General features: G+C 75.1%; 14 protein-coding genes. 4 read left to right on the top strand and 10 right to left on the bottom strand.

All coding sequences use genetic code 11. From position 1 onward, the window contains the following. Window positions 1-14 precede the first annotated feature (14 nt). Window positions 15-680 (top strand): response regulator, encoded by a 666-nt coding sequence (locus OG472_RS07155; protein ID WP_405828560.1) that lies wholly within the window; start codon window positions 15-17, stop codon window positions 678-680. Between the two features lie 12 nt (window positions 681-692). Here OG472_RS07155 and OG472_RS07150 read toward each other — a convergent pair whose 3' ends face one another. Continuing rightward, window positions 693-1,613: a S41 family peptidase gene (locus OG472_RS07150; RefSeq protein ID WP_401603797.1), complete on the bottom strand. Its 921-nt coding sequence runs from the start codon at window positions 1,611-1,613 to the stop codon at window positions 693-695. 215 nt (window positions 1,614-1,828) lie between these two features. Here OG472_RS07150 and OG472_RS07145 point away from each other — a divergent pair, with 215 nt between their 5' ends. Beyond that, complete coding sequence (locus OG472_RS07145) at window positions 1,829-3,898, top strand: SpoIIE family protein phosphatase (protein WP_401603795.1); 2,070 nt, start codon at window positions 1,829-1,831, stop codon at window positions 3,896-3,898. Between the two features lie 103 nt (window positions 3,899-4,001). Here the strand turns inward: OG472_RS07145 and OG472_RS07140 are convergent, their stop codons facing one another. Continuing rightward, window positions 4,002-4,892, bottom strand: a complete 891-nt coding sequence (locus OG472_RS07140; protein WP_405941157.1) for an NAD(P)H-binding protein — start codon at window positions 4,890-4,892, stop codon at window positions 4,002-4,004. 104 nt (window positions 4,893-4,996) lie between these two features. Between OG472_RS07140 and OG472_RS07135 the strand changes: the two genes are divergently transcribed. Further along, entirely contained in the window at window positions 4,997-5,950 is a 954-nt protein-coding gene (locus tag OG472_RS07135; protein ID WP_405941156.1) for a LysR family transcriptional regulator, read from the top strand. A 120-nt stretch (window positions 5,951-6,070) separates the two neighbouring features. Here OG472_RS07135 and OG472_RS07130 read toward each other — a convergent pair whose 3' ends face one another. The 3 genes from OG472_RS07130 to OG472_RS07120 form a co-directional block, all read right to left on the bottom strand. Beyond that, window positions 6,071-8,038, bottom strand: coding sequence for an ABC transporter permease (locus OG472_RS07130; RefSeq protein ID WP_405941155.1), 1,968 nt, complete (start codon window positions 8,036-8,038; stop codon window positions 6,071-6,073). Window positions 8,039-8,303: 265 nt separating this feature from the next. Then, entirely contained in the window at window positions 8,304-9,104 is an 801-nt protein-coding gene (gene modA / locus OG472_RS07125; protein WP_405941154.1) for a molybdate ABC transporter substrate-binding protein, read from the bottom strand. Window positions 9,105-9,304: 200 nt separating this feature from the next. Further along, on the bottom strand, window positions 9,305-9,700 hold the full coding sequence (locus tag OG472_RS07120) for a helix-turn-helix transcriptional regulator (protein WP_326593088.1): 396 nt from the start codon (window positions 9,698-9,700) through the stop codon (window positions 9,305-9,307). A 134-nt stretch (window positions 9,701-9,834) separates the two neighbouring features. Between OG472_RS07120 and OG472_RS07115 the strand changes: the two genes are divergently transcribed. Next, window positions 9,835-10,227 (top strand): RNA-binding S4 domain-containing protein, encoded by a 393-nt coding sequence (locus OG472_RS07115; protein WP_401603782.1) that lies wholly within the window; start codon window positions 9,835-9,837, stop codon window positions 10,225-10,227. Window positions 10,228-10,297: 70 nt separating this feature from the next. On the opposite strand, the gene OG472_RS07110 is transcribed toward OG472_RS07115, so the two are convergent. The 5 genes from OG472_RS07110 to OG472_RS07090 all read right to left on the bottom strand — a co-directional run bounded on the left by OG472_RS07110 (window position 10,298) and on the right by OG472_RS07090 (window position 21,015). Continuing rightward, window positions 10,298-10,717, bottom strand: a complete 420-nt coding sequence (locus OG472_RS07110) for a PTS-dependent dihydroxyacetone kinase phosphotransferase subunit DhaM (protein ID WP_401603781.1) — start codon at window positions 10,715-10,717, stop codon at window positions 10,298-10,300. Continuing rightward, window positions 10,714-11,328, bottom strand: coding sequence for a dihydroxyacetone kinase subunit DhaL (gene dhaL / locus OG472_RS07105; protein WP_401603778.1), 615 nt, complete (start codon window positions 11,326-11,328; stop codon window positions 10,714-10,716). Before dhaL ends, OG472_RS07110 begins: the two co-directional genes overlap by 4 nt. A gap of 51 nt (window positions 11,329-11,379) precedes the next feature. Further along, on the bottom strand, window positions 11,380-12,384 hold the full coding sequence (gene dhaK, locus OG472_RS07100) for a dihydroxyacetone kinase subunit DhaK (protein ID WP_405828550.1): 1,005 nt from the start codon (window positions 12,382-12,384) through the stop codon (window positions 11,380-11,382). Window positions 12,385-12,571: 187 nt separating this feature from the next. Next, the gene (locus OG472_RS07095; protein ID WP_405941153.1) at window positions 12,572-13,852 is read right to left on the bottom strand and encodes an MFS transporter; all 1,281 of its coding nucleotides are present in this window, start codon (window positions 13,850-13,852) and stop codon (window positions 12,572-12,574) included. Then, window positions 13,849-21,015, bottom strand: a complete 7,167-nt coding sequence (locus tag OG472_RS07090; RefSeq protein WP_405941152.1) for an amino acid adenylation domain-containing protein — start codon at window positions 21,013-21,015, stop codon at window positions 13,849-13,851. Before OG472_RS07090 ends, OG472_RS07095 begins: the two co-directional genes overlap by 4 nt. Between the last annotated feature and the right edge of the window lie 21 nt (window positions 21,016-21,036).

Below are 21,036 nucleotides of genomic sequence, written 5' to 3'. Positions count from 1 at the left end.
GGGAGGAGCCGCGGGTGATCCGGGTACTGCTGGTCGACGACGACGCGATCGTCCGGGCCGGGCTGCGCCTGATGCTCGGCGGAGCCCCCGACATCGAGCTGGTCGCCGAGGCCGTCGACGGGGCGGAGGTGCCCGGGCTGGTCGCCGTGCACGGACCCGACCTGGTGCTGATGGACATCCGGATGCCCGGTGTCGACGGGCTGGCCGCGACCGAGGCGCTCCGGGCACGGCCGGGGGCTCCGGAAGTCCTCGTCCTGACCACGTTCCACACCGACGCGCACGTCCTGCGGGCCCTGCGCGCCGGCGCGGCAGGGTTCCTCCTCAAGGACACGCCGCCGCAGGAGATCGTGACGGCCATCCGGACGGTGGCCGCCGGGGACCCGGTGCTGTCCCCGGCCGTCACGCGCCGCCTGATCGACCGGGTGGCGGGCGGCTCCGGCCAGGACCACCGGGCGGCCGCCGCCCGCGCCCGGCTGGACCTGCTGGCCGAACGCGAGCGGGAGGTGGCCCTGGCGGTCGGGCGGGGCCTGTCCAACGCGGAGATCGGGCGGGAACTCCACCTGGCGCTGCCCACGGTGAAGACGCACGTGTCACGGATCCTGACCCGGCTGGACCTCAACAACCGTGTCCAGATCGCCCTGTTGGTCCATGACGCGGGCACCCCGGACCGGCCCGGGTGAGCGGAGCCGGCGTCAGCGGCCCGCGCCGCCCGGCTTCGCCCCCGCCTCCACCTGCCGCAGTGCGGCCTTGAGCGCGGTGTCGAGCGCCTGGTCCGCCGGGACCTGAAGGTCCGGAACGACCCCCACTCCCTCCCAGTTGGTGCCGGTGACCGTGTTGATGCTCCGGGCCGCCGGCACGGTCACGAGCACGTGCTCGGCGACCGCGTGGCGGGCCGTGGGATGGGCGCCGCCCCGTGTCGTCGCACCGACGACGACGGCCCGGCCCTGCGCCTGCAGCGTGTACGCCACGTCCTCGCCCCCGGAGAACGTGATCTCGCTCGTCAGCACGTAGACCGGGCGGTCCGTGTAGCGCGGCGCGGGCAGGTGGGCGACCGTCCAGTACTGCCGGGTCGTGTCGGTGGTCCGGTCGTAGATGTCGTTCAGGTGCACCTGGTCGTCGCCGAAGAAGTAGCTGCACCACATCGCGGCCCCCTCCGGCGACCCGCCGAGGCAGCCGCGCAGGTCCAGCACGAGTGCGGAGCTGCCCGCCACCAGCTGCATGGCCGCGCCGATCACGCTCGCGCCCTCGACGGCGGTGGCGATGCGCCCGAGCTCGATGAGACCGATGTTGCCTTCGAGGTGCTCGACGCGGCGGACGCCCTGGTTGTGCTCCCTCAGCAGCTTGAGGAACGCGGCCTGCCCGCCGTCCGCGTCGACCGGCTCCAGCGACTGCGGCTCCTCGGTCCAGAGCAGGCGCAGGTGTCTGTCCGGGCACACCTCCTGGAGGTGCGCCGTCACCGTCTCGCAGAGGGCGGGCCCGTCCAGGCCCCCGTACGCACCTGCCGCGAGACGGCTGCGGATCGCCGCCTCGATGACGACGGCCTTTTCGGGGAAGACGTAACCTGCGGTGATCCGGTCGAGGGCCTGCTCGATGATCTGTTCGTTGGTAGGCATAGCGGATCATGCTAGACGGCCAACAGGGCCTGGACCAGATGGTTTTCCCCAGGCCCGGCAGACCGGCGCCGCTTCGTCCGGGCGGGTGCGGGTCCGGCCGGGGCGGTATCCGCGCCGGCGCCCTCCGGCAGGCCGGAGCCGGTGGCCGGGGCCACGCTTCCGGGGGCCAGCCGCCCCACGGGGACACGGGCGGGGGAGAGTGAGACCCTGGCTGCATGGCCCGCAGGGGAAAGAACCCCGAGGTCGACTGGCCCGCGCGGCCCGATACGAGCCTCGCGCTCAACCGCATGGGCACATTCGACTGGGACCTCGACAGTGGGCGGATGCACCTGGATCCCACCGCCCTCGAGGTCCTCGACCTGCGCCCGGACGAGTACGACGGGACCTCCGAGGGGCTGCGGCAGCGCCTGGCCCCCGCCGAGGCGGCCCGCCTCGACGCGCGGGTCGCGCAGGCGATCAAGGACGGCCGGAGCCACTACGGGGCCTACGTGCGCACCCGCCTCCGTGACGGAACGCCGGCCTGGACCCACATCCAGGGCCACATCGTGCGGAACCCGGACGGCCGCCCGTACCGCGTCATCGGGATCCTGCGCGACGCCGCCCACGACCCGGGCGAGCCCGGGGCGGCCGGGGAGCAGGCCGAGGGACGGCGCCGGATGACGGGCGTCGTCGAGCGGACCACCGCCATCCTCGCCCACGCCCGCACCGTCAACGACGTGACCGACGTCCTCAAGGACCCCCAGGCCCTCGGGCACCTCGGCGCGGTCAGCGTGATGCTGGGCATCGTCGACGGCGGCCGCATCCACCTGGTCGCGGAGGGGCAGCTCGGCTCGTACGTACCGGAGATCGAGTACACGCGGATCGACGCGCGGTTCCCGATGAGCGAGGCCGTACGGACCATGCAGCCGGTCTTCCTCGTCTCGCGCGAGGAGTTCCAGAGCCGCTACCCGCTGCTGTGGCCGTACATCGAGCCGCTGTCCGTCCGCAGCGGTGTCTACCTGCCGCTGATCGCCCAGGGGCGGCCCATCGGAGCGCTCGGGCTGCTCTACACGCGGGACGGGGAGTTCACCGCCGAGGAGCGGAACCTTCTGATGGCGCTCGGCAGCGGCGTCGCGCAGGGCCTCCAGCGCGCCATGCTCTTCGAACAGGAGCACGACCTGGCCGAAGGGCTCCAGAGGGCCATGCTGCCCCGCCGGATCCCGGAGGTGCCGGGGGCGCGGATCGCCGTACGCTACCGGTCCGCCCGGATGGGGCGGGACATCGGCGGCGACTGGTACGACGTGATCCCGCTCGGCGACGGCCGGGTCGGGGTGATGATCGGCGACGTCGAGGGGCACGACACGGACGCGGCCGCCGTCATGGGACAGCTGCGGATCGTGATGCGCGCGTACGTCGTCGAGGGGCACACCCCGGCGGCGGCGATGGCGCGGGCCTCGACCTTCCTGCGCGAACTGGAGACGGAACGGTTCGCCACGTGCACGTACGCCGAGGTGGACCTCACCACCGGGATGCTCCGCATGGTCCGCGCCGGCCACCTCGACCCGGTCGTGCGCCGCGGCGACGGCAGCTGCCACCGGATCCAGGTGGCGGGCGGACTGCCGCTCGGACTGCCGCCCCGGGAACAGTCCGGCACCGGCACCGGCTACCCCGTCACCAGCCTCGAGCTGCACCCGGGGGACACCCTGGTGCTGTGCACGGACGGTCTGATCGAACGCCCCGGCGCGGACCACGACACCGGCATGCGGGAGCTCATGGCCGCGGTCCACAGCGGCCCGGTGGACGTGGAGGAGCTCGCCGACGTGCTGTGCGACCTCGTCGGGGACTCCGGCGGGGGCGACGACATGGCCCTGCTCGTCCTGCGCCGCCGCGGCACGCCCGGCGCACGCGGCGGCGGTCCGCTGCGCCAGCGGCTGGAACCGGGGGACGCGGAGGCCCCGGGCCTGGCCAGGCACCTGATCCGGGCGGCGGTGGCCGCGTGGGGAGCGCGGGACAGGGCCGACGAGATCGAACTGGCGGCGGACGAGCTGATGACCAACGCCCTGGTCCACACCGACGGCGGCGGCGACGTCAGCATGCGGCTCACGGCGCAGGGCCGGATCCGCATCGAGGTGGAGGACGCCAGCAGCGCCCTGCCGAGACGGCGGGAGGCGGGGGACTGGGCCGTGTCGGGGCGCGGGCTGATGCTGGTGGACCGGCTCGCGGACGAGTGGGGCGTGGAGCCCCGGGGCGGCGGGAAGTGCGTGTGGTGCGAGTTCGCCCTCGCCGGACCGGAGCCGGGGGACTGAGAAGGCGCCGGACCGGCCGGGCGGGGTGGCGGTGTGTCAGGTGGCGATCGTGGCGACGGGTTCGAGGCCGTAGCGGGCATCAGGGTGCCTCCGGTGGCGGGCTTCAGGAGAGGACGGCGGGCTTGAGGGTCTGGGTGCACCACTGCTCGAAGCCGGTGGGGGAGGCGGTGTCCGGGGTGCGGGCGACGCCGGCGTCCAAGCCCTGGTCCTTGGCTCGCTTCATGTCGACGAGGCCTTGGACGAACGCCTCGTTGAGGCCGTGGCCGACGAGGCCGGTGTGCAGCTCGTCGAGCGGCCGGCGTTCGTAGCGGACGGGTCGGCCGAGCTGTTCGGTCATGATGCGGGCCAGGTCGTTGGGGGACACGTCCCGCGGGCCGAGGACCGGGACGCTGCCGGTGCCCGTCCACGAGCGGTCCAGCAGCAGGCCGGCGGCGACGGCCGCGATGTCGGCGGTGGCGACGAGGGGGGCCTTGCGGTCGGCGTCGACGGAGTCGGTGAAGACGCCCCTGTCGCGGATCGAGTCGGCTTCCTCCAGGAGGTTCTCGAAGAAGGACGGGTTGGCCAGGGCCCGGTAGGCGACACCGCTGCCGGCGATGAGGTCGTCCATGGCGAGGGAGGCGGTGACGAGGCCGGCCCGGTCGGCGAGCGGGGTGCCGCGGCCGAGCGCGGAGACTCCGACGACATGGCCGACGCCGTGGGCGGCGAACGCCTTCGCGGCGGGGCGGGTGAAGCCGCTGAAGGCATCCTGCGGGGTCCGGGAGGCGTCCGGGGGGACGAGCCAGAAGACGGCGTCCGCACCCTCGAAGGCCCGGTCGAGAACCCCGGTGTCTCCATGTGAGCCGGTGACCACCTCGACGCGTCCGCGCGCCGCGTCCGGCAGCCGGCCGGGGTCGCGGACGATCACGCGCAGTTCCTCGCCCACGGGGGCGGACTCCAGGAGCCGGGAGAGCAGGGGACGGCCGATGTTCCCGGTGGGAGCGGTAATGACAATCATGAAGACCTCGCAGGTCGCGCCGGATCGGTACGAGCCTCATCCTGCGGAGGGCCGCAGTGTTGTCACAATGGGAACTTCGGCACGCAATCATTGACGGAAATGGAATGATGCTGGTGAACAGCCCGGATTCGGCCCTCGACGCCAATCTCGCCATCGCCTTGGACGCCCTGCTGGCCGAGAACAGCGTCACCCGGGCCGCCGCCCGCCTGCACACCTCGCCCGCCGCCATGAGCCGCACGCTCGCCCGCCTGCGCCGCACCCTGCAGGATCCGCTGCTGGTCCGGGCCGGGCAGACCATGGTCCCCACCCCGCGCGCCCAGGCCCTGCGCGAGGAAGCCGCAGCCGTGGTGCAGCGCCTCGGAGCCCTGCTCGGCCCCGATACCGGCGTCGACCCCGCCACCCTGCGCAGCACCTTCACCCTCCAGACCGCCGACCTGGTCGGCGCGGCACTGGCCCCCGGACTGCTGCGCCTGGCCGAGCAGGAGGCGCCGGGGGTCTCGTTCCGGCTCCGGGCCGAGGAGTTGGAGGCAGGTCCCGCCCTGCGCGACGGCCGGATCGACCTGGAGGTCGGGTCCATCGACCACGTGGACCCCGAAACCAACGTCGAGGAACTGGTCAGCCTCCGCATGGTGGCCGCCGTCCGGCCCGGCCATCCGCTGACCGGAGGCCCCCTGACCCCGGCCCGGCTCGCCGCCGCCCGACACGTCGCGGTCAGCCGCCGCGGCCGGTTCACCGGCCCCCTCGACACGGCCCTGGCCGAGCTGAACCTTCATCGGCGGGTCAGCGTCGTCCTCCCCGGCCACCTGGCCGCCATGACCCTCGCCGCTCGAAGCGACATCGTCTGCCTCGTACCGGCCGCACTCCCCGGCGCCGCGCCCTCGCCCCTCACCGGCGACGCCGTCGCCCTCGGACTGCACCTCCTGGACATCCCCCTGACGATGCCGCCCGTGACCGTCGGCATGGCCTGGCACCCCCGCCATGCAGCCGACCGAGCCCACCACTGGCTCCGCAGCGCCGTCCGTCGAACCCTCTGCCCGCCCGGCAGCCCGCACGCATGACCCGACCACGGGAACGTGTGACATGCGGATGATGCCTGCCGACGGCGCAGGCTCCGCTGAAGACATGTCAGCCCGCTGACAGGCCCAAACGATTCCCGCCGTCCCGCAGCCGCAGGGCCGTCAGAGGCGGACGAGGGTGACCTCGGTGGCCTTCACGCTGGTCCACACCTCCGCGCCGTCGACGATGCCCAGCTCGGACGCCGCCTCCGGGGTGATCTCCGCGACCAGGTCGGGCGCGCCGCCCGGGGCGATCAGCACGCGCAGCCGGCTGCCGACCGCGGTGATCTCCCGTACGGTGCCCGGCCAGACGTTGCGGGGGCTGCCGCCCGGGCGCTCCCGGTGCACCGACACCGCCTCCGGGGCGATGATCGCCAGCGCCTGCGCCCCCTCGGGCAGTGCTTCCGCGACGACGAGCCGTCCGCCCTCGGCGAGGGCCAGCCCGTCCGCCGACGCGATGCCCGGCCAGGCGTTGCGCCCGAGCATGCGGGCCACCCACGGGGAGCGCGGGTGCCGGCTCACCTCGGCGGGCGGCGCGTCCTGGAGGGTGCGGCCGTCGGCCAGTACGAGGACCCGGTCGGCCAGCGACACCGCCTCGACGGGATCGTGCGTGACGATCAGGCAGACCCCGCCGAATCCGGCGAGGTGCGTGCGCAGGGTGTGCCGGACGCGGGCCCGCGTGGTCTGGTCGAGGGCCGCCAGCGGCTCGTCGAGCAGCAGCAGCCGCGGGCGGGCGGCCAGCGCGCGGGCCAGGGCCACCCGCTGGGCCTGGCCGCCCGACAGCTGGGCCGGCTTGCGGTGGGCGAGGTGTCCGACGCCGAGCCGGTCCAGCCAGGCCTGCGCCTCGCGGCGGGCGTCGGCGCGTGCCACCCCGCGGGCGCGCAACCCGTACGCGGTGTTCGCCAGGGCGCTCAGGTGCGGGAACAGCGCGCCGTCCTGCGGGACCCAGGCCACCTGCCGCTTGTGCGGGGGCAGCGCGGTGACGTCGGCGTCGCCGAGCCGGAGTTCGGCGTGGGCCCGGGGCGTCAGGCCGAGCAGGGCCCGCAGCAGGGTGGTCTTGCCGGCGCCGTTCTCGCCGACGACGGCGATGGTGGTGCCCGGTTCGGCGGCGAGGGTGAGCTGGTTGAAGCCGGTGACGGTGGCGTGCAGCGGCCAGTGGCCGGCCTCGTGCGGCGCGGACTCGGGCGGTGCGGCGCTCTCGGAGCCGGAGCCGGTGTCGCGGACGGTGTCGGGTGCGGCGGCGGGCGCCTCGTCCGGGACCGGCGGCGCCGCGGCCGCGGCCTCGCGGGCGGCGACCGGCGTGCCCGTCCAGCGGCCGCGCAGCGCGATCAGCACGCCCATGGCGATCGCCAGGAGCAGCAGCGAGACGGAGGTGGCGGCCTCGGGCCGGTCCTGCAGCAGCAGGTACACCTGCAGCGGCAGGGTCTGGGTGGTGCCGGGCAGGTTCCCGGCGAAGGTGATGGTCGCGCCGAACTCGCCCAGCGCGCGGGCCCAGGTGAGCGCGGCTCCGGCGATCAGGCCGGGGGCCACCATGGGCAGGGTCACCGTGAAGAACACGCGGACCGGTGAGGCGCCGAGCGAGGCGGCGGTCTCCTCGTAGCTCTGCTTGAGGCCGCCGAGGGCGCCCTCCAGGCTGATGACCAGGAACGGCATGGCGACGAAGGTGGCCGCCACGACCGCACCCGACGTGTGGAACGGCAGGGTGATCCCGAAGGAGTCCTCCAGCCAGGGCCCGAGCAGCCCGCGCCGGCCGAAGCCGAGGAGAAGTGCCACACCGCCGACGGTCGGCGGCAGCACCATCGGGAGCAGCACGAGCGAGCGGACCAGCGCCTTGCCCTTGAACGGGACGCGGGCCAGCAGCCAGGCGAGGGGTACGCCGAGGAGCAGGGAGAGGCCGAGGGCCCACAGGGACACGAGGAGCGAGAGCTTCAGTGCCTCGACGACGCCGGGGCTGCCGAGATGGGTGCCGAGCTCGCTCCACTGGGTGCGGACGAGGATGCCGACGAGCGGCATCAGCAGGAACGCGACGGCGAGCAGTGCGGGGATGGCCAGGGCCAGCGGGGGCCGGGTGCGGGTACGGAGTCTGCTCATGGGCGTTCCTGGCTGGGGGAGAGTGACGGCGGGGGAAGGGTATGCCGCGGCCGGCCGGTCCGGGTGGACGAGGCGGCCTTGGCCGTGGTCGCCGTACGGGCGCGTGCGCCTGCCGTCGTCCGGGCCTGGCGAACCGGTTTCCGTACCGGCCGCGAACCGGCTTTCGTACCGGCTTTCGTACGGGTGTACTTGCGCGGGAACGCCGGGAGGGGCTGCCTGTCCCCCCGGACCAGGCAGCCCCTCGTCATGCCGGCGCCGGCGGCGCTCAGACCTTCTGGAAGCCCGCGTCCTGGAGGATCTTCCGGGCCTCGGGAGTGCTCAGCCAGGCCACGAACGCGGCCGCGGCCTCGGCGTTCTTGGACTGCTTCAGCGTGGCGGCCGGGTAGGAGGCCACGGCGTTCTGCTCGTCCGGGATGTCCACCGTGACGACCTTGTCGCCGGACTTGGCGGAGTCGGTCTTGTAGACGAGGCCGGCGTCGGCCTCGCCCAGCTCGACCTTGCTCAGCACGGCGCGGACGTTGGGCTCCTGGGAGACCGGCTTCACCTCGATCTTCTGGGCGTCGAGGATCTGCTTGCTGTAGCGGCCGACCGGGACCTCGGGCGCGGCGAGCACGACCTTGAGCTTGGAGTCGGCCAGGTCCTTCAGCTCGTCGATCTTGAACGGATTGCCCTTGCCGGCCGCGATGACCAGGCGGTTCTTGGCGATGACCGTGGCGTCGCCGGTCTCGGCCTTCAGCCCGTCCATGGTCTTGGTGTCGGCGGTCACCAGCGCGTCGGCCGGGGCGCCCTGCTTGACCTGCGCGGCGAGCTCCTGCGAACCGGCGAAGGAGAAGGTGATCTTCGTGCCGGGGTGGGTCTTCTCGTACTCGGCGCCCGCGGTCTTGAAGACGTCGGTGAGGGAGGAGGCGGCGAGGACGGTGAGGTTCGCGGCCTTGGGCTGGGCGGAGCCGGGCGTGGAACCGGCGGTGGGCTTGTCGTCCCCCTTGCCGCAGGCGGCCAGGGGCACGAGCAGGGCGGCGGCCAGCGCGGCGGCCGCGGCACGGCGGCGGGTCAGGGTCGGGAACATGAGCAGAGGCTCCTCGGTCGGGTCGGCGGCCGGCAGGGTGCCGGTTCCGCGCGGTGGTGACCCGCGCCGGGGACGGGCGGAGCGGGTGGGGACGTTCGGCGGTGCCGAGCGGGTGGTGCCGGGGACCCCGGCGGACGGCGGGTACGCGCGGGGCCGGTGGGCCGGTGGGCGGGGCTTCCGGGTTCCGTCGTTCGTCCGGGTCAGGTGCGGTCGATGTGCACGCTGGTGGACTTCACGCGGGCGGTGGCCTGCATGCCGACCTCCAGTCCGAGCTCCTCGACGGCCTCGCGGGTGAGCAGCGAGACCAGGCGGTGGGGACCTGCCTGGATCTCGACCTGGGCGGCCACGTCGCCGAGCTTGACGGCGGTGACGATGCCGGGGAAGGCGTTGCGTGCCGAGGTGTACGGCTCTCCGTCCTCGGTGTGTGCGCCCTGACCCACCTCGACGGAGAAGGCCGCCAGGTCACGGCCGTTGATCAGGCGTCGGCCGCCTTCGTCGCGATGGGTCACGACCCGGCCTGCGTCGGCCCAGCGGCGCGCGGTGTCCGGGCTGACGCCCAGCAGGCGCGCCGCCTGTCCGATGGTGTAGGACTGCATGTGCGACAAGGTAGGCGCACGGATGGCGCGTTTGCAATTCTGTTGGGCTGATCTCTATGGCAGATGCCATGCCTCTTGGTGTATCTGCCAAAAGTCGTTCCGCTCTGCCCTGCCCGCCTCGCTAGAGTCGGGGCATGGCAGATGAGGTAACGGGAACGGAATCGGGCACGGTGCGGGTCGATGCGTGGATCTGGTCCGTGCGTCTGACGAAGACCCGCTCGATCGCGGCGACCGCCTGCCGGGCGGGCCATGTGAAGGTCAACGGGGAGCGTGCGAAGCCGGCGCAGGCCGTGCGCGCGGGTGACGAGGTACGGCTCTTCCACGCGGGGCGCGAGCGGATCGTGGTGGTGAAGCGGCCCGTGTCCAAGCGGGTGGGCGCCCCCGCCGCCGCGGAGTGCCTGATCGACAAGAGCCCGCCGCCGCCGACCCCCGTGGAGGCCGCCGTGGTCGGCATCCGCGACCGCGGCGCGGGCCGCCCGACGAAGCGCGAACGCCGCGAGATCGAAACCCTCCGCGGCCGCCCGTAGTCTCCGGCGGTCCGACGGCCCGGGCCCGTGCGGCCCCGGGCCCCGGCCGCCTCGGCCCCGGGGCAGGGGGTCAGGTCTTGCGGTAGGCGTAGGCCTCGGTGGCGGCCGAGGCCACCGCCGACAGGGGCAGACCGCTGGAGGCGGCCACCACGGCCGCCACCGCGCCCTCCACGAACGGCGCGTCCACCAGGCGGGAGTCCGGCGGGAGTTCGTCCTCCAGGAGGAGGGCCTTCACCGTCAGCACCGAGCTGCCCAGGTCCACCAGCAGCGCGACCCCGGCGCCCCGGTCCACCTCACGCGCGGCCGCGACGATCAGCTCCGCGCTCGTGCCGAGCCCGCCGGCGGCGGTGCCGCCCGCCGCGGCCACCGGGGCCAGGGGGCCGCCCGCGGCCAGGCCGCGCGCCAGCTCGGCCACCGACTCCGCGACCGGCGCACTGTGCGACACCAGCACGATGCCCACCAACGCGGGGCTCGCCTCCGGGCCCGTCACCGCGGGCCCCCCACCGGCTCCGCCACGTCCGCCAGCGCCCTGAACAGCAACGCCGACGAGGTCGCCCCCGGATCCTGGTGCCCGATGCTCCGCTCGCCCAGGTAGCTGGCCCGGCCCTTGCGCGCCTGCAGCGGGACCGTCGCCAGCGCCCCGTTCTCCGCCGCGTCCGCGGCCGCCCGGTACGACGTGCTCAGCGCGGTCACCGCCGGCACCAGCGCGTCCAGCATCGTCTTGTCACCCGGCGCCGCCCCGCCCAGCTGCGCCACCGCGGCCACCCCCGCGTACAGGGCCTCGCGCAGCTCCGTGTCGGAGACCTCGGCCGCCTCCCCGAGCGCCTTGCCGGTGCGCCGCAGCAGCGTCCCGTACAGGGGCCCCGACGCCCCGCCGACCGTGGAGATGAGCGTCCTTCCGGCCAGCTGCAGGACCGCACCCGGTGCCTCGGGGGACTCCGCCTCCAGAGCCGGGAGCACCGCCGTGAAACCGCGGAGCAGATTGCTCCCGTGGTCGGCGTCCCCGATGGGGGAGTCGAGCTCCGTCAGCCGGTCCGCCTCCCGCTCGACCGCGGCCGCGGCGGCCGCCATCCAGCGCCGGAAGAAGTCTGCATCGCGCACCGGATCTCCTCGCCTCGCATCGGTCTGGCCAGTCCCACCGCCACCATACGGTCAGCGGCCCCACCGCAGCGCGGCGGTCTGGACGGGCGCGTCCCACAGCCGCAGCAGTTCCTCGTCGGCCCGGCACAGCGTCACCGAACACCCCGCCATGTCCAGCGACGTGACGTAGTTCCCCACGAGCGCCCGGGCCACCCGCACCCCCCGCGCGGCCAGCACCCGGGCCACCTCCGCGTGGAACCCGTACAGCTCCAGCAGCGGCGTCGCCCCCATCCCGTTGACCAGCGCCAGCACCGGCCCGTCCGCCGGACCCACCTGAGCCAGCTCCTCCAGTACGGCTCCCACCGCGATGTCCGCGATCTCCCCGGCCGGCATCATCGCCCGCCGCTCCCGGCCCGGCTCGCCGTGGATCCCGATGCCCAACTCCAGCTGCCCGTCGGGCAGATCAAAGGTCGGGCTGCCCTTCGCGGGCGTGGTGCAGGCGCTCAGCGCCACCCCGAAGCTCCGCGAGGAGGCGTTGACCCGGCGGGCGATCGCCGCGACCTGTTCCAGCGGCGCCCCCTCCTCGGCGGCCGCCCCGGCGATCTTCTCGACGAACAGGGTGGCCCCGGTGCCGCGCCGCCCGGCCGTGTAGAGGCTGTCGGTCACGGCGACGTCGTCGTCGACCAGGACGCGCTCGATCCGCAGGCCGTCCTCCTCGGCCAGCTCGGCGGCCATCTGGAAGTTGAGCACGTCCCCGGTGTAGTTCTTGACGACGAACAGCACCCCCTGACCGGAGTCCACGGCCGCGGCGGCCCGCATCATCTGGTCGGGCACCGGCGAGGTGAACACCTCGCCGGGGCACGCGGCCGACAGCATCCCGTACCCCACGAACCCGGCGTGCAGCGGCTCGTGCCCGGACCCGCCCCCGGACACCACCCCGACCCGTCCGCCGTCCCGCGCGTCCCGCCGTACGACGACCCGCCGCTCCACGTCGACGTCCAGCTCGGGATGGGCGGCGGCCATCCCCCGCAGGGCGTCGGCGACCACGGTCTGCGGACTGTTGATCAGCATCTTCATGCGTATCTCCCGGTGACGTTGACGGGTGACTCTCGAGCGGTGTTCTTGCAGCACGCCGACTGCGCGCCACTCACCTCGACGGTAGGGGAGCCCACCCCGCAACGACCGGCAGACGGGGTCTCGGGCGTGGCACCGGGCCAGGTCACCGGCACCTGGCCGCCGGGGCCGGGCCCGGTGACCGGGTCGCTCACGGGGCGACTCCGTCCTCCTCCCTGGCCGGCTCCGGGACCGTCGGGAGGTCCTTCCCGGCGCGGAGCGGGCCCGTCAGGAGGAGCAGCGCGCACAGCGCGTTGCCGCCGTAGAGGAGCCACAGGGCGTCGCGTTCGCCGAGGAGGGTGCCGAGGGCGCCGCCGAGGAGGCTGCCGACGGGGATCGTCCCGTACATCACGAAGCGGATGGTGGAGCCGACCCGGCCCAGCATGTCCGGCGGGCAGTACGCCTGCCGGAAGCTCACGATGATGACGTTTCCGGCGACCACCCCGGTCATCAGGCAGAACTCCCCGACCAGGAAGGCCAGCAGCCCGGCCCCGTCCGTGGTGAGCGGGATCAGCAGACCGAACGGGCCCCCGCAGAAGGCGCACAGCAGGACCGCCCGGGCCGTCCCGAACCGGCGGACCAGTCGCGGCGAGACCACCGCGCCGAGGACCCCGCCCAGCCCGGCCAGGGCGATCAGGACACCGATCAGCGCGCCCGGCGCGCCCACCGTCCGGCTCAGGAACAGGATCGACAGGGACTGCGCCCCGGCCAGGAACAGGTTCATCGCGGCGTCGCACAGCAGGATCGTCCGCAGGAACGGATCCCGGACGAGGAAGGCCACGCCCGCGCGGATCTCCTTGACCAACGACCGCTTGGCAGCGGCTCGTTCCTCACCGCGCGGCGGGCCCTCCGGGGTCCGGATCCGCAGCAGCAGCGCCGCCGAGACCAGGAAGCTCAGCCCGTCGGCGAGGAAACCGGCCGCCGCGCTCCCGGCCTGGGCCAGCGCGCCGCCCACCCCCGGTGCGATGACCTCCGCGACCGATTCGCTGGTCTGGAGGCGGGCGTTGCCGTCGGCGAGCTCCTCGTGCGGCAGCACGGTCGGCAGGTACGCGCTGTAGGCGGCCCGGAAGAACACGTCGGCGGTGCCCGCCAGGACGGCCACCAGCATCAGCTGAGTGGTCGTCAGGACATTTAGCCAGACCGTCGCGGTCAGCGACAGCATCAGCAGCGCCGACGCCGCGTTGCACACGATCATCACCGGCCGGCGGCGCATCCGGTCGGTCCACGCCCCCACGGGCAGCCCGAACAGCAGCCACGGCACCCAGGCCGCGGCGTTCAGCACCCCCATGGTCAGAGGCCCCGCGTCCAGCGTTTCCACCGCGATCAGCGGCAGCAGCACCCGGGTGGCCGCGCTTCCGAACTGGCTCACGGACTCGCCCGCCCACAGCAGCCGGAAGTCCCGGCGGCGCAGCGCGCCGCGACCGGCGCTCACCGGCCCACCGTGCCCTCGCCCAGCAGCGCGGCGATTTCGGCGGCGGGCTTGGGCGCCATCATCTCGCCGTGTCCGCAGGGCACTTCGTGGTGGGCGACCGGGCCGGTGGCGTACGGCTCCCACACCCGCGGCCCGGGCGCGTCCGGTTCGTGGGCGGCGGCGGCCAGCGTCACCCCGCCCCGGAACACCCGGGGACGGTGGGCGGCGGCCAGCCGGTCGTGGTGGACGTAGGCCTCGCCCAGGGCGGCGACGGTCTCCCCGTCGAAGACCGACAGCGGGCCCTCCTCGGCGGCGGCCGCCGACACCAGCTCGGCGAGGGTCAGCGGACCCCCTCCGGCCGCGCCGCACTCCTCCCGCGGCGGATAGCCGAGCGATTCCAGCAGGTCCCGCAGCGGGTCCGCGGCCGGGGCCGCCGTCTCGCCGGGGGCCGCCGGATACCCGTCCAGCAGGGTGAGCCCGGCCACTTCCTCGCCGTCCTGCTGGAGCGTCACGGCCACCTCGTGCGCGACCACCGCCCCGAAGGACCAGCCCAGCAGGTGGTACGGGCCGTGCGGCTGCACCGTGCGGATCCGCGCCGCGTACTCCGCGGCCATCTCCGCGACGCTCCCGGGCCGTGCCCCCGGCTCGCTCAGCGCCCGCGACTGCAGGGCGTGTACGGACCGCTGCGGGTCCAGGTGCTCCAGCAGCCCCCGGTACACCCAGCCGGTGCCCGCGCCCGGGTGGATGCAGAACAGGGCGGGCGCGCCGGGCGCCCCCGTGCGCAGCGTGACCAGCGGCGCCAGCGGGTCGGCGTCCCCGTGGGGGACCGCGCCGCCGGAGCGGGCGGCGAGAGCGGCGACCGTGGGCGCGGCGAACAGGTCCTGGACCCCGAGCTCCTCGCCCAGCGCCTCGCGCACCCGGGCCATCAGCCGGGCCGCCAGCAGGGAGTGGCCGCCCAGGTCGAAGAAGCCGTCGTGGGAGCCGACGGCGTCCGCGGGCAGCCCCAGCACCTCGGCGAACAGGCCCGCCAGGACCTCCTCCCGCCGGCTGCGCGGCGCCCGGCGCACACGGCCGTCCCCGGCCGCGCCGGGCTCCGGCGCGGGCAGCGCGGCCCGGTCGAGCTTGTCGTTCGGGGTCCGCGGGAAGGCGTCGAGCACGACGAACGCCGACGGCACCATGTGCGCCGGGAGCGTCCCCGCCAGATGGGCGCGCAAGTCCGCCGCGTCCACCGCGGAGCCCGTGCCGCCGTCGCCGCCGGGGGCCGGGACCACGTACCCGACCAGCCGCTTCGCACCGCCGGGGCCGTCCTCCCGTACGGTCACCGCGGCCCGGTCCACCCCGGGCGCCGCCGCGAGCGCGGCCTCGATCTCGCCGGGTTCGATGCGGAAGCCGCGGATCTTGACCTGGTCGTCGGCGCGGCCGAGGTAGTCGATGCGGCCCTCGCGGTCCCGGCGGACCAGGTCGCCGGTGCGGTACATGCGGGCGCCGTCCTCGAACGGGCAGGCCACGAACCGCTCCGCCGTCGTCCCCGGGCGCCGCAGGTAGCCCCGAGCCAGCCCGGCACCCGCCAGGTACAGCTCGCCGGGCACCCCCGGTGCCACGGGGCGCAGCGCCGCGTCGAGCACGTAGGCGCGGGTGTTGGCGACGGGAGTGCCGATGAGCGGGCGCCCGCTGCGCGCGGTGTCCCACCACAGGGCGTCGACCGTGCACTCGGTGGGGCCGTACAGGTTGTAGGCGCGCATCCCCTCCGTGGCGCGCAGCCGGCTCCACAGCCCCTCGCCCGCGGCCTCCCCGCCGATCAGCAGCAGCCGCGGCGGGGCGTCGAGCAGGCCCTCCTCGATCAGCTGCTCGGCGTGCGTCGGGGTGGTGTCGACGACGTCGAGGGCGGCGTCGGCGACGTGCCGGACGAAGGCGGCGGAGTCGCGGCGCACGGCGTCGTCGATCAGGTGGAGTTCGTGCCCGGCCACCATCCACATCAGGGCGTCCCAGGAGGCGTCGAAGGACAGGGAGGCCAGCAGGGCCACCCGCAACTGCTGTCCGGCCGCGGTCCGTTCCGTCTCGGCCATGGTGTGGGCGCGGTGGAAGGCGTACAGGTTGCGCAGCGCCGCGTGGTCGACGACGACGCCCTTGGGCCGGCCCGTGGACCCCGAGGTGTACACGACGTACGCGGCGTCGCCCGGGCGGGGGCGCGGCAGCGGCGCGGCACCGGGCGCGGAGGCGGCGGCTGTGTCCTCGTCGGCCGCCTCGTCGGTGAGGACGAGCGGGACCTGTACCGGCACCAGCGGGGCGGTCGCGGAGTCCGTGACCAGCAGTGCCGGGGCGGAGTCGGCCAGCATGTGCGCGATCCGCTCGGCCGGGTATCCGGTGTCCACCAGGACGAACGCCGCACCGGCCTTGAGGACGGCCAGGATCGCGGCCACCGCCGCCGGGGAGCGCGGCAGGGCGATGGCCACCACCCGCTCCGGACCCGCCCCGTCCCGGACGAGACGCCGGGCGAGCCGGTCGGACCAGGCGTCGAGGGCGGCGAAGCCGATCCGCTCGGCGCCGTGCACCAGCGCGGTCGCGTCCGGGGTGCGGGCGGCCTGCGCCGCGAACAGCTCGGGCACGGTGGCGTCCGGCACCGGCAGCGCGGTGTCGTTCCACTCCGTCAGCACCCGCCGGCGGGCCTCGGGGGTCAGCGGGTCGGCGGCGCCGACCGGCAGCTCCGGCGCCGCCGCGAGCAGCCGGACCATCCGTACCAGGGCCGCGGCGAGGTCCTCGGTGGTGGCGTGGTCGAACAGCTCGGCCGCGTACTCCAGGAAGCCCGAGATACCGGCGGGGCGGCCCTCGGCGTCCCGGTGCTCCTGGACGTCCAGGGTCAGGTCGAACTGGGCGACGTCGAAGCGGAACGGCTCGGGGCGGACCTCGAGGCCGGGCAGCACGAGCGTCCCGTCCTCGCCGTCCTGCACTTGGAGCAGCACCTGGAAGAGGGGGTGGCGGGCGAGGGACCGCTCGGGGTTGACCGCCTCCACGACCCGCTCGAAGGGCACGTCCTGGTGTTCGTACGCCGCGAGGTCGGTCTCCCGGATCCGGCCCAGGAGTTCGGCGAAGGTCGGATCGCCCGAGACGTCGGTGCGCAGGACGAGGGTGTTGACGAAGAAGCCGACGAGGTCGTCCAGGGCCTCGTCCGTACGGCCCGCGACGGGCGTCCCGATCGGTACGTCGGTCCCCGCGCCGAGCCGGGACAGGGTCACGGCCAGCGCCGCCTGCACCACCATGAAGAGGGTGCAGCCGTGCTCGCGGGCCAGTTCCAGCAGCCGTGCGTGCAGTTCGGCGTCCAGGCCGACGGGGACGGAGCCGCCCGCGAAGTCCGCCACCGCCGGGCGCGGCCGGTCGTAGGGCAGCGCCAGCTCGGCCGGGGCACCGGCCAGTGCGCCGGTCCAGAAGGAGAGTTGGCGGGAGAGTGGGCTCGCGGGGTCGTCCTGCGCGCCGAGCAGCTCCCGCTGCCACAGCGTGTAGTCGGCGTACTGCACCGGCAGCGGTTCGAAGGCGGGCGCGGCGCCCGCGCACCGGGCGGCGTACGCCTCGGACAGGTCCCGGAACAGCGGCCCCCAGGACCACCCGTCGAGCGCGATGTGGTGCACCACCAGGGCCAGCACCCACTCCTGCGGGCCGGCCGCGAGCAGCGCCGCCCGTACGGGGGGCCGCGCGGCCAGGTCGAACGGGCGGGCCAGCAGCGCGTCGAGGGCCCCGGAGGTCCCCTCCGGACCGCACTCCACCAGGTCCAGGGGCACGCCGCCCCCGGCGGGCAGCACCCGCTGGTACGGCTCGCCCGCGGCCTCCGGGAACACCGTGCGCAGGGCCTCGTGCCGGTCGGTGACGTCGCCCAGGGCCGCGGCCAGCGCCGCGGTGTCCAGCGGGCCGCGCAGCCGCAGCGCGAACGGGCAGTGGTAGCCGGCGGACTGGCCCGCCCGGCTCAGGAACCACAGCCGGCGCTGGGCGGCCGACAGCGGCGGGGCATCGGGCCGCTCCGCCGCCGCGATCAGGGCCGGACGGGGGGCCGCCCCGGCAGCGGAGCCCTGCGCCAGGCAGGCGGCCAGCCCGGCCACCGTCGGGTGCTGGAACAGCTGGCGGATGCCCAGGTCGCCGCCCAGGACGGCGCGGATCCGCGAGAGCAGCCGGGTCGCGAGCAGCGAATGGCCGCCCAGCTCGAAGAAGTTGTCCTCGGCGCCCACCGACGGCAGCCCCAGCACCTGCGCGAACAGCTCCGCGAGGAGCTCCTCGCGCGGCCCGCGCGGGGCGCGGGAGGAGAGCAGCGCGCCGAAGTCCGGCGCGGGCAGCGCCGCCCGGTCCAGCTTGCCGTTCCGGTTCATCGGGAAGGCCTCCAGGACCACGAAGGCCGAGGGCACCATGTGGTCCGGCAGCTGCGCGGCGAGCCGCCCGCGCAGCGCGCCCGGCTCGGCGGTGCGGCCCGCGGCCGCCACCACGTACGCCACGAGGCGCTTCCCGGCGGGCCCGCCGTCCCGGGCGAGCACCGCGGCCTGCGCCACCTCCGGGCAGGCCCGCAGGCAGGCCTCGATCTCGCCGGGTTCGATGCGGAAGCCGCGGATCTTGACCTGGTCGTCGGCGCGGCCGAGGTACTCGATGCGGCCCTCGCGGTCCCAGCGGACCAGGTCGCCCGTGCGGTACATGCGGGCCCCGTCCTCGAACGGGCAGGCCACGAAGCGGCCCGCGGTGAGCGAGGGCCGGTTCAGGTAGCCGCGGGCCAGGCTCGGTCCGGCCAGGTACAGCTCGCCCGGGACGCCCGGGGCGACCGGCCGCAGCCCGGCGTCCAGCACGTACGCCCGGGTGTTGGCGAGCGGGCGGCCCACCAGCGGCTCCTCGCTGAGGGCGGCGTCCCACCACAGCGTGTCGACGCTGCACTCGGTGGGCCCGTACAGGTTGTGGCAGAGCATCCCCCCGGCGGCCCGGACCCGGGTCCACAGGGCCGCGCCCGCCGCCTCGCCGCCGAGCAGCAGCACCTTGGGCCGGTGCGCGGGATCGTCCAGCAGGCCCTCCTCGACGAGCTGTTCGGCGTAGGTCGGGGTGACGTCGAGGGCGTCGATGCCGGCTCGGGCGATGTGCCGGACCAGGGCGGCCGCGTCGCGGCGGGTGTCGTCGTCGACGAGGTGGAGCTCGTGCCCGGCCACCATCCACAGCAGCCCCTCCCACGACGTGTCGAAGGACAGCGCGGCCGTCAGCGCCATGCGCATCCGGCGCCCGCCGTGCAGCTCCTCCGCGCGGGCGATGACCCCGGCCCGGTGGAAGGCGTACAGGTTGCGCAGCCCCGCGTGGTCGATGACGACGCCCTTGGGCTCGCCGGTCGACCCCGAGGTGTGGATCACGTACGCGGCGCTGCCGGACAGGATCCGGCGGCCCGGGACGGGACCGGCGGCGCCCGCCGGGACCGGGCCCGGCGCGTCGACGAGGACGCGGACGGCGCCGGTGTCCGGGAGCCCCGGGGCGGTCGCGGCGTCGGTGACGACGGTGGTCGTGGTGGCCAGCAGCCGGGCGATCCGCTCGGCCGGGTAGTCCGTGTCGACGGGGACGAAGGCGGCGCCCGCCTTGAGCACCGCGAGCAGCGCCACGACGGAGTCGGCGGACCGGGGCAGGGCCAGGGCCACCAGGTGCTCCGGGCCGACCCCGTGCCCGGCGAGCCGGTGCGCCAGCGCGTCGGCGCGGGCGTCGAGTTCGGCGAAGGTCAGCGCGGTGTCCCGGAAGACCAGGGCGGTCGCGCCGGGGGTGCGGGCGGCCCGCTCCTCGAACAGCTCGGGCAGGGTCCCCGCGGGCACCGGCGCGGCCGTGTCGTTCCAGCCGGACAGGACCAGGGCGCGCTGCTCGGCGGAGAGCGGGTCGGCCTGCCCGACCGGGGCGGCGGGGTCGGCGGCGAGGTGCTCCAGCACCCGGGCGAGGGCGGCCGCAAGGTCCTCGGCGGTGGCCCGGTCGAACAGGTCGGTCGCGTACTCCAGGGCTCCGCCGATCCCGGCCGGGGCGCCGGCCGGGTCCCACGCCTCCTGGAAGTCGACGGTGAGGTCGAACTTGGCGACGTCCCAGGCGGCGGGCTGCTCCGCGCTCTCCAGGCCAGGCAGGGCGAAGGCGGGGCCCTCGCCGCTGTCCAGGGTCGTCATCACCTGGAAGAGGGGGTGGCGGGCGAGGGACCGCTCGGGGTTGACCGCCTCGACGACCTGCTCGAAGGGCACGTCCTGGTGCTCGAAGGCGGCGAGGTCGCTCTCCCGGACCCGGGCGAGGAGCTCGGTGAAGGCCGGGTCTCCGGAGAGGTCGGTGCGCAGGACGAGGGTGTTGACGAAGAAGCCGACGAGGTCGTCCAGGGCCTCGTCAGTGCGGCCCGCGACGACGGTCCCGATCGGGATGTCGGTGCCGGCGCCGAGGCGGGACAGGAGCACCGACAGGCCGGCCTGGAGGACCATGAAGAGGGTGCAGCCGTGCTGCCGGGCCAGTTCCAGCAGCCGTCCGTGCAGCTCCGCGTCCAGCTCGACGGGGACGGAGCCGCCCGCGAAGCTCGCCACCGCGGGGCGCGGCCGGTCGGCGGGCAGGGCCAGTTCGGCCGGGGATCCGGCCAGTTCCCGCCTCCAGAAGGCCAGTTGCTCGGAGAGCAGGCTCTCCGGGTCGTCCTCCGTGCCCAGCAGCTCGCGCTGCCACAGCGTGTAGTCCCGGTACTGCACCGGCAGTGGCTCGAAGGCGGGCGCCCCGCCCTCGCACCGGGCGGAATAGGCGGCGGCCAGGTCGGTCAGGAGCGGCCCCCAGGACCAGCCGTCGGTGGCGATGTGGTGGATCACCAGCGCCAGCACCCACTCCTCGTCGCCCAGGGCGAAGAGGCGGGCCCGCACCGGGAGTTCGGCGGTGAGGTCGAAGACGTGCCCGGCCTCGGCGGCCAGCGCGCCGGCGAGCTCCGCCTCGCCGAGGCGGACGACGGGCAGCTCCGGCGCCCGGTCGGTGATCTGCTGCACGGGCTCGCCGTCCACCTCGGGGAAGACCGTCCGCAGCACCTCGTGCCGCCCGGTCAGGTCGCCGAGGGCCGCGGCCAGCGCCTGCGGATCCAGCGGACCGCGCAGCCGGGTGGTGAGCGGGCAGTTGTACGCGGCGCCGGTCTCGCCGAGCTGGTTGAGGAACCACAGCCGCCGCTGGGCGAACGAAACGGGAAACACAGGACCTCCGGGGGCGTGCGG

This window comes from Streptomyces sp. NBC_00207 (assembly GCF_045160965.1).
GTDB lineage: Bacteria > Actinomycetota > Actinomycetes > Streptomycetales > Streptomycetaceae > Streptomyces.
Note: the sequence above shows the minus strand (reverse complement) of the source record. Positions and strands in the feature narration are given on the sequence as shown.